Here is a 13,169-nt window from a genome sequence, read left to right on the forward strand (position 1 = left end):
AGCGAGTGCACTGGGGCCAGCAACCGAAGACACAAGGCTTTACAGCCCGTACCTTCAGATACCCAACAGCGTGCCCGACCCGATCCCTCTTCGCTCAACGTTCCACGCCGAAGCAGTACTTGTTGTGCTGAAGAGACCGTGCCGAGTAGTCAACGTTCCACCCATGAGCAACCAGCATCAGACGTTCGCTGATGAACTGGCCTCTGGTCAGCCGAGGCTGACAAGAAGTGCTCCTTAGAAAGGAGGTGATCCAGCCGCACCTTCCGGTACGGCTACCTTGTTACGACTTCGTCCCAATCGCCAGTCCCACCTTCGACAGCTCCCTCCCACAAGGGGTTGGGCCACCGGCTTCGGGTGTTACCGACTTTCGTGACGTGACGGGCGGTGTGTACAAGGCCCGGGAACGTATTCACCGCAGCAATGCTGATCTGCGATTACTAGCAACTCCGACTTCATGGGGTCGAGTTGCAGACCCCAATCCGAACTGAGACCGGCTTTTTGAGATTCGCTCCGCCTCGCGGCATCGCAGCTCATTGTACCGGCCATTGTAGCACGTGTGCAGCCCAAGACATAAGGGGCATGATGACTTGACGTCGTCCCCACCTTCCTCCGAGTTGACCCCGGCAGTCTCCTGTGAGTCCCCATCACCCCGAAGGGCATGCTGGCAACACAGAACAAGGGTTGCGCTCGTTGCGGGACTTAACCCAACATCTCACGACACGAGCTGACGACAGCCATGCACCACCTGTCACCCGACCACAAGGGGGGCCGTATCTCTACGGCTTTCCGGGCGATGTCAAGCCTTGGTAAGGTTCTTCGCGTTGCGTCGAATTAAGCCACATGCTCCGCTGCTTGTGCGGGCCCCCGTCAATTCCTTTGAGTTTTAGCCTTGCGGCCGTACTCCCCAGGCGGGGAACTTAATGCGTTAGCTGCGGCACCGACGACGTGGAATGTCGCCAACACCTAGTTCCCAACGTTTACGGCGTGGACTACCAGGGTATCTAATCCTGTTCGCTCCCCACGCTTTCGCTCCTCAGCGTCAGTAATGGCCCAGAGATCCGCCTTCGCCACCGGTGTTCCTCCTGATATCTGCGCATTTCACCGCTACACCAGGAATTCCGATCTCCCCTACCACACTCTAGCCTGCCCGTATCGACTGCAGACCCGGGGTTAAGCCCCGGGCTTTCACAACCGACGTGACAAGCCGCCTACGAGCTCTTTACGCCCAATAATTCCGGACAACGCTCGCACCCTACGTATTACCGCGGCTGCTGGCACGTAGTTAGCCGGTGCTTCTTCTGCAGGTACCGTCACTTTCGCTTCTTCCCTGCTGAAAGAGGTTTACAACCCGAAGGCCGTCATCCCTCACGCGGCGTCGCTGCATCAGGCTTTCGCCCATTGTGCAATATTCCCCACTGCTGCCTCCCGTAGGAGTCTGGGCCGTGTCTCAGTCCCAGTGTGGCCGGTCGCCCTCTCAGGCCGGCTACCCGTCGTCGCCTTGGTAGGCCATCACCCCACCAACAAGCTGATAGGCCGCGGGCTCATCCTTCACCGCCGGAGCTTTTAACCAGGTCCCATGCGGAACCCGGTGTTATCCGGTATTAGACCCCGTTTCCAGGGCTTGTCCCAGAGTGAAGGGCAGATTGCCCACGTGTTACTCACCCGTTCGCCACTAATCCACCCCGAAAGGCTTCATCGTTCGACTTGCATGTGTTAAGCACGCCGCCAGCGTTCGTCCTGAGCCAGGATCAAACTCTCCGTGAATGTTTTCCCGTAATCGGGATCACACATCGGAAGAGCGGAACGGTCATGTCGGAATAGGACCGACCGTTCACTGCGTCCTCGCTGTGTTGCCTTGCCTTCAGTTAAGAGACAAGGTCTTTTTCAAAGGAACCACCAACCCACCAGAGGTGGGCCGGGGTATCAACATATCTGGCGTTGACTTTTGGCACGCTGTTGAGTTCTCAAGGAACGGACGCTTCCTTTGTACTCACCCTCTCGGGCTTTCCTCCGGGCGCTTCCCATTCGGTGTTCCACCACTCTATCAGGCCTTTTCGCTCTCCCTGACCACCAATTCTGCGGACATGCAGAAGCGGAATCCGGGTTAGGATCTTGGCTTATTAGAGGCCGCCGACCCCCGACTCAAAGTCGCGTTGGGGTCAGGCAGGAGTACGACAGTACAGGGTGGCAGCAGACGAGGCAAATCGTTTGTGGTGCACCCCTAGGTCCGCCAACCGGTCGCTCTCATGCGGAACCGGGACTTCTTATGACTTACCCTTCTGAACAGTACGCCGTCCTGGACAGGTAGCGACGGCGGCACACGAATCTCCACCCCCTGGGAGGCTCCCTATGACCAGCGTGACGTCCCCGCTTGCCGGACGCGCCATCGGACTCGCCGCAGTGCCGGACCCCGTGTTCTCGGGCGCGATGGTGGGCCCCGGCACCGCCATCGACCCCGTACGCGAGCCGTCTGCTGCCGTGGCTCCGGTCGACGGCATCATCGTGTCCCTGCACCCGCACGCCTTTGTCGTCGTCGACAGCGAGGGGCACGGTGTGCTGACGCACCTCGGCATCGACACCGTTCAGCTCAACGGCGAGGGCTTCGAGCTGCTCGTCAACAAGGGCGACACCGTGACGCGCGGCCAGGAGATCGTCCGGTGGGACCCGGCGGCCGTCGAGGCTGCGGGCAAGTCTCCGGTGTGCCCGATCGTGGCACTCGAGGCCACCTCGGAGTCCCTCTCCGACGTTCGTGAGGACGGCGACGTCAAGGTCGACGACGTTCTGTTCGGCTGGCAGTGACAACGGCGCCGTGCTGACGGCGCGTTGGACATCCACCGCGGCGAAACGGTTCGCCGCAACAATCGGAGACGGGTGAAATGCAGACAACGCTGCGAGGCGTCGGCGTGAGCCACGGTGTGGCAATCGGCGAGGTTCGGCACATGGGTACGGCGGTTCTGGAGCCGCCGGCCAAGCAGATTCCGGCGGAGGAGGCCGATCGCGAACAGGGGCGCGCTCGGCAGGCCGTGGAAGCTGTGGCAGCTGACCTGATTGCGCGCGGCAATCTGGCCGGTGGCGAGGCACAGCACGTGCTCGAGGCCCAGGCGATGATTGCCCAGGACCCGGAGCTCATGGTCGACGCCGACCGGCGGATCGCCGTCGGGTCCACCGCTGAGCGTGCGGTGTACGACGCGTTCTCCCACTACCGGGAGCTGCTGGCCGGCGCCGGTGAGTACATGGCGGGGCGCGTTGCGGACCTCGACGACGTACGGAACCGGATCGTGGCGCGGCTGCTCGGTGTTCCGATGCCGGGCGTGCCGGACAGCGACGAGCCTTATGTGCTCATCGCGCGGGACCTCGCTCCCGCCGACACCGCTCTGCTCGACCCCGCGCTGGTGCTGGGTTTTGTGACGGAGGAGGGCGGGCCTACCAGCCACAGCGCCATTCTGGCGCGTGCGCTCGGGGTTCCCGCCGTTGTCGCTCTGCCGGGCGCCGGTGAGATCGCCGAGGGCACGGTTGTTGCCGTCGACGGCAGCACCGGGGAGATTTTCGTCGAGCCGAGCGACGAGAAGCGCGCCGAGATGGAGGCCTCCGCGGCCGCGCGGAAGGCGGCGCTTGCCGCTTCCAGCGGGCCCGGTGCCACCTCCGACGGTCACAAGGTGCCGCTGCTCGCCAACGTCGGTGGTCCGGGCGATGTGCCTGCGGCCGTGGAGGCGGGCGCCGAGGGCGTCGGGCTCTTCCGTACCGAGTTCCTGTTCCTCGACGACTCCGCCAAGGCGCCGTCGGAGGAGAAGCAGATTGCTTCGTACCGTGCGGTGCTCGAGGCCTTCCCCGAGGGCCGAGTGGTCGTGCGGGTGCTCGATGCGGGTGCCGACAAGCCGCTGGACTTCCTGACGCCTGCCGACGAGCCCAACCCGGCTCTGGGTGTGCGCGGGCTGCGTTCGCTGCTCGAGCACCCCGACGTGCTGCGCACTCAGCTCACCGCGCTGGCCAAGGCGGCCGAGGGGCTGCCCGTGTACCTCGAGGTCATGGCGCCGATGGTGGCCGACCGGACCGACGCCAAGGCGTTCGCCGACGCGTGCCGCGAGGCCGGGCTCCAGGCGAAGTTCGGTGCGATGGTCGAGATTCCGTCTGCCGCTCTGCGGGCGCGGTCGATCCTGCAGGAGGTCGAGTTCCTGTCCCTGGGGACCAATGACCTCGCGCAGTACGCCTTCGCCGCCGACCGCCAGGTCGGTGCGGTGTCGCGGCTGCAGGACCCGTGGCAGCCTGCGCTGCTGGACCTGATCGCGATGTCGGCCGAGGCCGCTTCGGCCGAGGGCAAGAGCTGTGGTGTGTGTGGCGAGGCCGCCTCCGACCCGCTGCTCGCCTGTGTGCTGACGGGGCTCGGTGTCACCAGCCTTTCCATGGGTGCGGCTTCGATTCCGTACGTGCGGGCGACGCTCGCCAAGTACACGCTCGCCCAGTGCGAGCGTGCCGCGGCCGCCGCCCGTGCCGCGGACTCCGCCGAAGAGGCGCGTGTCGCCGCGCAGGCGGTTCTGTCCGGCGAGTAGAGGTTGGGTCCGAGGGGCTTTCCACCGCGTGCGGTGGAAAGCCCCTCAGGCTTTTTCAGTGGTGGGATTCCTCCTCGGGGAGCGGGAAGCCCGCGCAGTATTCGACGCCCGATTCGGGCGCCACCGGTTCACCTGTCTCCGCGTCGGTGCAGTACGCGTTGAAGACCTCGCCGGCGGTGAGGGGTGCCAGGTTGCCGCGGTCGAGCTTCCAGCCGTGGACCCGGTCCGGTTGTGACGGGGCGCTCGTACGGAGTACCAGACCGCCCGGGCTCTCGATGGCGATGCCTGCCGCAAGGACCGTGAGGAATGCGGCTCCCTCCGCCTGGTCCAGCCGGGCCGGTTCTCCCGGTGGACGTTCCGCGTGGAGCACCGCCAGGAGCGGTTCGTCCTCCGTGGGGACGCTGCAGACGAGGTGGTGGATGCCGGAGCCCGCGCTGTCGAGCAGGTGCAGCAGCGTGCGGGAGGCGCGGGCGAAGGCCGACTGGCCGATGTCCTCGCCGCAGTCGGCGCACTCCCCCAGTCCGGCCAGGAGCATCGTCGCGTACTCCCAAGTCGCCTGGTTCACCGCTTCGTTGATGAGCTCGGGGACGAGCCGTTCGATGGGCTGGCCGCTGTACGGGACGGAGGCGCCGGCCGCCGCGATGTCCGCCGTGTAGCGCGTGCGGCTGTCGGCCGAGTCCGGGTCGAGTCCGGAGGCCTCGCAGAAGTCCTCGTACTCCTCGGGGTCGAAGAGGGCGACCGTGGTGTGGACGCCTTGTGAGGTCAGGGCCCTGAGCAGGGCGTCGACCTGACGCAGATAGGTCGGGTGGTCGTCGAAGGCGAAGGTGGCGTACCGCCTCATCTCCGCGAAGTCCTGTTCGTCCGCGAGCAGACCCACCGTGCTCGGCGCTTCACGCCGCAGTGCGCGCCGCATGGACCTGGATTGTTGTGTCGTGGTGCCGGTCTGCGCCATGTCTCCCCCTGGGCGGTGCGATCAATGCTCACTCACCGTAACCGGCACCACTGACAGTGAGGGTCGCGGAAGGCGGTTGCGTACGAGACGGCGCTGGGCCGCGACGGTCGCGACCACGCCCGCGCCCAGCAGTGGCCACGCGAAGGGGCCTGCGGCGATCACTGCCGTGACCAGGAGCGGGCCGCCGCTGCGCTGCGCCGAGGAGGACAGGCCGTGGACTCCGAGATAGGCGCCCTGCGCGTCGTCGGCGGCGAGTGCCACGGAGAGTTCCCACGAGGCGATGGAGTGGAGGATCTCCGCGAAGGTGAAGGCGACGGCCGCGCAGACGAGGGCGGCGATCGCCAGTCCGGTGCCGCCCGCGACCGATGCCGTCATGGCGGCGCAGCCGACGACGAAGCAGGCGACGAGCGGGAGCAGGAGGGCGCGGGCCTTCTCCGGTGTGCCGCCGAAGCGGGACAGCGGGACCTGGCAGAGGACGACGAGTACGCAGTTGAGGACCATGAGGAGCGGGATCAGGCCGTGCGGGACGTCCGTGGTGTGGACGATCCACAGGGGGACGCCGACCTGGAGTACGGCGTCGTCGAGGAAGAGTGCCGACTCCGTGGCCGTGAAGAGGAGGAATGTCCGGTCGCGCCAGGGGTTGGACGGCGCGGTGGCCGGGGCCGTCCGTGAGGAGTCGGCCACGACCCGGGAGGGGGAGGGCGGTTCGGCGCAGCGGAGCGTGAGCACGGCTGCGGCGATGAAGCTGAGCACGTTGCCGACGAGCAGGGACTGGTAGGCGTGGAGGGTGCCGACGGCGATGGCGCCGGCTCCGGCCAGGCCGCCGATGGCCCAGCCCGCGTTGGAGACGGTGCGCTGTACCGCCTGGAAGCGGGTGCGGTCCGGTCCTGCGATCCGGGCGGCGTACAGCTTGGTGAGAACGTTGGCGCCGCGGTCGGCGAGGCTGGCGAGGGCGGAGTAGAGGAGGAGCAGGGAGAAGGATTCCGTGGTGAGCAGGGCCAACAGGGCCACGGCCTGCAGGAGTTGGGCACCGATGAGGACGCGGGTGACGGGGAACCGGTCGGCGAGGTGTCCTGCGAGGGGGGCTCCCGCGATGCCGGCGGCTCCCGAGATGCCCATGAGCAGGCCGACCTGGGTGACGGAGAGGCCGGTCACCAGGGTGAAGTAGAGGGCGGCCGCGCCCATCCAGAGGCCGGTGCCCGCCTTGTTGATCAGCGCGATCCACAGCATGCGGCGGCCGTCGCGGCCTCCTGGTATCCCTGCGTACAGCGCGGCCCGGCGACGGCTGAAACTCACTGATCCCCCTTGACTTGCATCTTTGTATCGGTACATACTTTGCTACGTGGCAGCACAATATGCGATCAGTGGTACGACCGCCAAGGGGATTGCCTCGTCGGTCGAGCAAGTGGTGGCCGAGGGCGGGCTCGGTCCCGGGGACGCCCTGCCTCCGGTGCGGCGGCTCGCGGACCAACTCGGGGTCAGCGCGGGGACGGTGGCGACCGCGTACAAGGAGCTGCGTCAGCGCGGGATCGTGGTGACGCGCGGGCGCGGCGGGACGGTCGTCGCGCAGGCGCCCGCCGTGGGGGCCCGGCGGCCGCCGCGGGTGCCTCAGGGGGTGCGGGATCTTGCGGGCGGGCATCCCGATACGGCGTTCCTGCCGGTGCTGTTGCCTCCGGAGCGGGTGGATCCCGTGAATGGTTCGCATCGGGCTTCGCCTCGGCTCGCCGGTCTTGAGGAGTTGGCGCGGGCGTGGTTCGCGCGGGACGGGGTGCCTGATGGGCAGGTGACCTTTGCGCATGGGGCGCTCGACTGCATGGCGCGGCTGCTGTCGGTGGAGCTGAAGCCCGGTGACACCGTGGCCGTGGAGGATCCGGGGTTCCATCATCTGCTGGATCTCGTACCGGCGTTGGGGCTGCGGATGGCTCCGGTGGCGGTGGACGACGAGGGGATCAGGCCCGAGGCGTTGCGCGGTGCGCTGCGGGCGGGGGCCCGGGCGCTGGTGTGCAGTCCGCGGGGGCAGAGTCCGATGGGCGGCGCCTTCTCGGAGGAGCGGCGGGCGGCTCTGCTGGAGGTGCTGGGCGCGTATTCGGAGGTCCTGGTCGTCGAGGACGATCACAACGCGGAGATCGCGGGGGCCGCTTCGTACTCACTGGCGTCGGGCGGGCTCGCGCGGTGGGCTCAGGTGCGGACCGTGTCGAAGCATCTGGGGATCGATCTGCGGTGGGCGGCGCTCGCCTGTGACGCGACCACGCTGGCCCGGCACGAGGGGCGGATGCTGCTCACCTCGGGGTGGGTCAGTCACGTACTGCAGGAGACCGTGGAGCGGACCATGTCCGATGCCCGGGCGCGGGCGCTGGTCGGGCGTGCGGAGGTTGTGTATACCGAGCGCCGCGAGGCTCTGATCAGGGAGCTCGGGGGGCGCGGGATCGGGGCGCACGGGGCGAGCGGGCTGAATGTGTGGGTGCCGGTGCGGGACGAGTCCGCCGTCGTCAACGGGCTGCGGTCGCGGGGGTGGTGGGTTGCGGCCGGTGCGAGGTTCCGTATCGCCACGCCCACTGCTGTACGGATCACGACGGCCACCCTGGAGACGGCCGACGCGGTGCGGCTGGCCTCGGACTTCGCGGAGGTGCTGGGTGAGTCCGAGGCCACGTACGGGGGTTGATCAGCTGCGGCGGTCGCGGGCCAGGGTCTCGTAGAAGCGGAGCAGGTCGAGGTTGTCGACCGAGCCCGGGTTGACCGCCTTCGCGAGGGGGGTGCCCTGGAGGAGGCGCTTGACCGGGACCTCGATGCGCTTGCCGGTGAGGGTGTGCGGGACTCCGGCGACTTCGATGATGTCGTCGGGGACGTGGCGGGGCGAGAGCTGGGTGCGGATGGTGCTGATGATGCGGGTGCGCAGGGAGTCGTCGAGCGTGGCACCTTCGGCGAGGTGGACGAAGAGCGGCATCCAGTAGCCCCCGTCCGGTTCCTCCAGGCCGATGACGAGGGATTCCTTGATTTCTGGGAGGCATTCGACCGCTTCGTAGATGTCCGATGAACCCATGCGGACACCCTGGCGGTTGAGGGTGGAGTCCGAACGGCCGTGGATGACCACGGAGTTGTGGTCCGTGATCGTGATCCAGTCGCCGTGGCGCCAGACGCCGGGATAGGTGTCGAAGTAACTGTCGTGGTAGCGGCTGCCGTCGGGGTCGTTCCAGAAGCGGATCGGCATGGAGGGCATGGGGGCGGTGACGACCAGTTCGCCGACTTCGCCTGTAAGGGGCTTGCCCTGGGGGTCCCAGGCCTGGAGGTCCGTTCCCAGGCAGGCCGCCTGGAGTTCGCCGATGTGGACCGGGAGGGTGGGGACCGCGCCGGCGAAGCAGCTGCAGACGTCGGTGCCGCCGCTGACCGAGGCGATCCAGACATCGTCGCCCGCCGCCTCGTGGAGCCAGCGGAATCCGTCGGGCGGGAGCGGGGATCCTGTGGTGGCGATGCACTTGACCGTGGAGAGGTCGTAGTCGCGGGCCGGGTGGATGTCGGCCTTGCGGCAGGCCATGACGTACGCGGCGGAGGTCCCGAAGACGGTGGCGCGGGTGCGCTCCGCGACCTTCCACTGGGCGCCGGTGTCGGGGAAGCCGGGGCTGCCGTCGTACAGGACGATCGTGGTGCCCGTGAGCAGGCCGGAGACGAGGAAGTTCCACATCATCCAGCCGGTGGAGGTGTACCAGAAGAAGCGGTCGCCGGGGCCGAGGTCGCAGTGCAGGCCGATCTGCTTGAAGTGCTCGATCAGGATGCCGCCCTGGGACTGGACGATCGCCTTGGGGAGGCCCGTGGTGCCCGAGGAGTAGAGGACCCAGAGGGGGTGGTCGAAGGGGACCTGCTGGAAGACGGGGTCCGCTGTGCCGGCTGTTGCTTCGGACCAGTCGAGGGCGCCCTCGGGGGCCTCGGTGCCGAGGAGCGGGATGTGGATCACGGCGTTGAGGGTGGGGAGCTCGCGGCGGAGTTCGGCGACGGTTTCCGTACGGTCGTGGGACTTTCCGCCGTAGCGGTAGCCGTCGACGGTGAACAGCACGACGGGCTCGACCTGTTGGAAGCGGTCGAGGACCGAGCGGGCGCCGAAGTCGGGGGCGCAGGAGGTCCAGACGGCGCCGACCGCCGCGGTGGCGAGGAGGGCGGTGACGGCCTGGGGGATGTTGGGGAGGTAGCCGCTGACGCGGTCTCCCGGGCGTACGCCGAGGGCGCGGAGACGGGCGGCGAGCGCTCCTGTCTGGCGGCGGAGTTCGGACCAGCTGACGGGCTGTACCTCGTGCGTCTCGTCGACGTGGAGGAGGGCCGGTTCGTCCGCGCGCGAGGGGTCTTCGGCGGTGCGCAGGGCGTGTTCCGCGTAGTTGAGGGTGGCGCCGGGGAACCACTGGGCGCCGGGCATGGAGCGGTCGGCGAGGACTTCGTCGTACGGGGTCGAGAAGCGGATCTCGAACCACTCCGCCACGGCCTGCCAGAACGTGTCCAGGCTCTCGACCGACCAGCGGTGGAGGGCTTCGTAGCCGCCGTCGGCCGGGGCGCCGTGGTGCTCTGCCGCCCAGGACTGGAAGCGGGTGATCGTGGCGCCGTCGATGCGCTCCTGGCTGGGCTGCCAGAGCGGGGCGTCGTGGGTCGAGGTCATGGGGCGGCTCCCGGGCTGTACGCGTGGTCTGCGTGGGTCGCGCGCACGTGCTGGGGTGTGCGCGTGACGCGGCTGTCAGGGACGATGCCATGTGATCGTCTTCTGCACCAGGGTGTTCCGCCCATAGTGGGGCGTACGGCGATGTGGTGCCACCACGGGTGAACGGAAGTTGAACGGCCCCCACAGCGCCGGTGGTCGGTGGCAGGGTGAACGGCATGGACGTCTCTGACCTGGTGCGCTCGGTGAAGGCAGTCGGAACGGTGCAGGGGCTGCGCGCCGTGCGCTCCGCGTGGCGGCGGCAGCGTACGGATGCCAGGGAGCTGCCGCCGCGCGGGGCCGAGCGGGCGCGCGTGCCGGGCGTGCTGACCGGTGTGGAGCCGCGGCCGGGGGGCGGGGTGGTGCGGTTCGCGCGCTCCGAGCTGCAGGTCACGGTCGCCGCGGGGGGCGCGGTCTTCTGGGGATGGGACGGGGCCGGGCCGCTGCCCTCGTACGCGATCGACGGGGACGCGCCCGAGCCCGATGCGCGCGCCTTCCTCGAACCGGACAAGAACGGCGGCTGGCGGGTGGTCTCGGAGCGGCTGACGGTCGCCGTGTCGCGGCACGGGGCCGTCGAGCTGACGACTCCCGGCGGTGTCGTCCTGCGGCGGGAGCTGCCGCCGCGCTGGTGGGAGCCGGCCGGCGGAGGGCAGTCGCGGTGGGTGCAGCGGACCGAAGTGCCCGCGGACGCACGGTTCTTCGGTCTGGGCGGACGGGGCGCGGGGCCCCGGCTGCGGGACGGTACGTATGCCTTGTGGAACACCGATCCGCGCGGGGGCTTCGACCGGGGCGACGATCCGCTGTACATCACCATGCCCGTACAGCTGGTGGTGGCCGATGCGGGGACCCATCTGGCCTTCTACGACACCACGTGGGAGGGGAAGGTGGTGCTCTCCGAGGGCGAGGAGGGCGAGGGGTCCGGGCACGACAGGCCGGGCACCAGTGAGATGCGGATGGGGGGCGGGCCGCTGCGCTGCTGGGTGGTCGCGGGCACGCCCGCGCGGGTGCTGCAGGGGTGGACGGCGCTCACGGGTGCACCCGCGCTGCCGCCGTCGTGGGCGCTCGGAACGCAGCACGCGCGGTGGGGGTTCGGCAGCGAGCACGAGGTGCGGCGGATCGTGGCGGGCTACCGGGAGCGGGATCTGCCGCTGTCCGCTCTGCATTTGGACATCGATCACTACGACCGGCACCAAGTCTTCACCGTGGACCGGGCGAACTTTCCCGATCTGCCGGGGCTTGCCAAGGATCTGCGCGCGGACGGGGTGCGGCTCGTGTCGATCGTCGATCCGGCGGTGAGGGCGGAGGCGGGGAACGCCGTGTACGACAGCGGGGTTTCCGTCGACGCGTTCGTACGGGACGCACGGGGGCGGCCGGCGCGCGGCGTCGTCTGGCCGGGTGAGTGCGTCTTCCCCGACTTCACTGCTCCCCGAGTGCGGGAGTGGTGGGGCGGACTGTACGAGGAGCGGCTCGCGCAGGGGTTCTCCGGGGTGTGGCACGACATGAACGAGCCTGCATCCTTTGCCCCGTTCGGGGATCCGACGCTGCCCAGGTCGTCGCGGCACGACCTGGAGGGGCGGGGCGGGGACCATCGCGAGGCCCACAATGTGTACGGGCTGACGATGGCGAGGGCCGGCTACGAGGGTCTGCTGAGGCTCCGGCCCGACGAGCGGCCCTTTCTGTTCTCGCGGTCCGGGTGGGCGGGGATGCAGCGGTACGGCGGGACCTGGTCGGGGGACGTGACGACGGGGTGGCCCGGGCTGCGCGCCTCGCTGTCGCTGGTGATGGGGCTCGGGCTGTGCGGGGTGCCGTACTCGGGTCCCGATGTGGGCGGCTTCGACGGGCGGCCGTCACCGGAGCTGTATCTGCGATGGCTCCAACTCGGGGCGTATCTGCCGCTGTTCCGTACGCATGCGGCGATCTGGGCGGGGCGGCGGGAGCCCTGGGAGTTCGGACCTCAGGTCCTTGAGCATGCGCGCGCCGCGCTGGAGGAGCGCGAACGGCTGCGGCCGTACTTCATGACACTGGCGCAGCTGGCCCGGCTGACCGGGGCTCCCTATGTGCGGCCGCTGTGGTGGGGTTCCTCGGCCGACCGGGCGCTGCGGGACTGCGAGGACGCCTTCCTCCTCGGGGATGCGCTGCTGGTGGCGCCGGTGTTCGAGCGCGGGGGCGACCGGCGGGCGGTGCGGCTGCCGCGGGGGCGGTGGTACGACACGGTGACGGGGCAGGCGCACGAGGGGCCCGGGCAGGTGCTGCTGGATGCGCCGCTGTCCCGTATCCCCGTACTGGCGAGGGCCGGTTCGGTGATTCCCGTACGGGGCGCGGACGGTGGTCTTGAGCTGGAGGTGTGGGCTCCGGCGGCGGGGCGCACCGGGGGCGGGGTCGTCGTGGGGGACGCCGGGGACGGGTGGGTGACGCCGGAGGTCGAGCGGTTCACCACCAAGCTGGTGAGGGGGCGGGTGGTGGTGGAGCAGATCGTCGACGGGGGTGCGGTGGAGCCGGGTCGTCCGGTGCGGGTGAGGGGGATTTAGGCGTACGCGCCTGCGAACCACGACCGCAGGGCTGCCGTGTGGAGCGGGAAGGCGAGGTCCTGCGGGGCGTACAGGACGTGCCAGCCCGCCGTCTCGTCGGTCGGCACGGAAGGCGGCAGGTCCTGCAGGGCGCGCTCGGGGAGGAGGCCGAAGAGCAGGAGAAATCCGTCGGGGGCGCTCATCGCGTCGGCCAGTCGTACGCCGTCCTGGTCCGCCTCGATGCCGGTCTCCTCGCGCAGTTCCCGTACGACCGCGTGCCGCCAGTCCTCCAGGTGGTCGATGTAGCCGCCGGGGAGCGCGATGCCGCCGATGCGCGGCTCGATGGTGCGGGTGATGACGGCGAGCCCCGTTCTGTCGTTGTCCCTGACGGGCTGGAGGGCGACGGCGACAGGCAGCGGATTGCGGAAGTCCATGGGCGCGGACTGTATCCGATCACCCTTCCCCCGAAGGCCGTTGACCTGATAGAT

General features: G+C 68.9%; 8 protein-coding genes and 1 rRNA gene. 4 read left to right on the forward strand and 5 right to left on the reverse strand.

The window, feature by feature from the left end:
- Positions 1-238: 238 nt before the first annotated feature.
- A 16S ribosomal RNA gene (locus tag OG707_RS03370) occupies positions 239-1,764 on the reverse strand.
- A gap of 585 nt (positions 1,765-2,349) precedes the next feature.
- Here OG707_RS03370 and OG707_RS03375 point away from each other — a divergent pair.
- A complete protein-coding gene (locus tag OG707_RS03375) occupies positions 2,350-2,799 on the forward strand; it encodes a PTS sugar transporter subunit IIA (RefSeq protein WP_329114150.1) in 450 nt (149 codons plus the stop codon).
- Positions 2,800-2,876: 77 nt separating this feature from the next.
- Positions 2,877-4,547: a phosphoenolpyruvate--protein phosphotransferase gene (gene ptsP / locus OG707_RS03380; protein WP_329114151.1), complete on the forward strand. Its 1,671-nt coding sequence runs from the start codon at positions 2,877-2,879 to the stop codon at positions 4,545-4,547.
- Positions 4,548-4,602: 55 nt separating this feature from the next.
- On the opposite strand, the gene OG707_RS03385 is transcribed toward ptsP, so the two are convergent.
- Together OG707_RS03385 and OG707_RS03390 are read right to left on the reverse strand one after the other, a co-directional pair.
- The gene (locus OG707_RS03385) at positions 4,603-5,499 is read right to left on the reverse strand and encodes a hypothetical protein (protein ID WP_329114154.1); all 897 of its coding nucleotides are present in this window, start codon (positions 5,497-5,499) and stop codon (positions 4,603-4,605) included.
- A 21-nt stretch (positions 5,500-5,520) separates the two neighbouring features.
- On the reverse strand, positions 5,521-6,795 hold the full coding sequence (locus tag OG707_RS03390) for an MFS transporter (RefSeq protein ID WP_329114156.1): 1,275 nt from the start codon (positions 6,793-6,795) through the stop codon (positions 5,521-5,523).
- A gap of 46 nt (positions 6,796-6,841) precedes the next feature.
- Here OG707_RS03390 and OG707_RS03395 point away from each other — a divergent pair, with 46 nt between their 5' ends.
- Entirely contained in the window at positions 6,842-8,161 is a 1,320-nt protein-coding gene (locus OG707_RS03395) for an aminotransferase class I/II-fold pyridoxal phosphate-dependent enzyme (RefSeq protein ID WP_329114158.1), read from the forward strand.
- On the opposite strand, the gene OG707_RS03400 is transcribed toward OG707_RS03395, so the two are convergent.
- Positions 8,162-10,138: an acetoacetate--CoA ligase gene (locus OG707_RS03400; protein WP_329114160.1), complete on the reverse strand. Its 1,977-nt coding sequence runs from the start codon at positions 10,136-10,138 to the stop codon at positions 8,162-8,164.
- 215 nt (positions 10,139-10,353) lie between these two features.
- On the opposite strand from OG707_RS03400, the gene OG707_RS03405 reads away from it, so the two are divergent.
- Positions 10,354-12,702 carry a glycoside hydrolase family 31 protein gene (locus tag OG707_RS03405; protein WP_329114162.1) on the forward strand — a complete coding sequence of 783 codons (2,349 nt, stop codon included), beginning with the start codon at positions 10,354-10,356 and terminating at the stop codon, positions 12,700-12,702.
- Here OG707_RS03405 and OG707_RS03410 read toward each other — a convergent pair.
- Positions 12,699-13,115: an NUDIX domain-containing protein gene (locus tag OG707_RS03410; protein WP_329114164.1), complete on the reverse strand. Its 417-nt coding sequence runs from the start codon at positions 13,113-13,115 to the stop codon at positions 12,699-12,701. The genes OG707_RS03405 and OG707_RS03410 overlap by 4 nt on opposite strands.
- Positions 13,116-13,169 lie beyond the last annotated feature (54 nt).

Source organism: Streptomyces sp. NBC_01465, assembly GCF_036227325.1.
Lineage (GTDB): Bacteria > Actinomycetota > Actinomycetes > Streptomycetales > Streptomycetaceae > Streptomyces.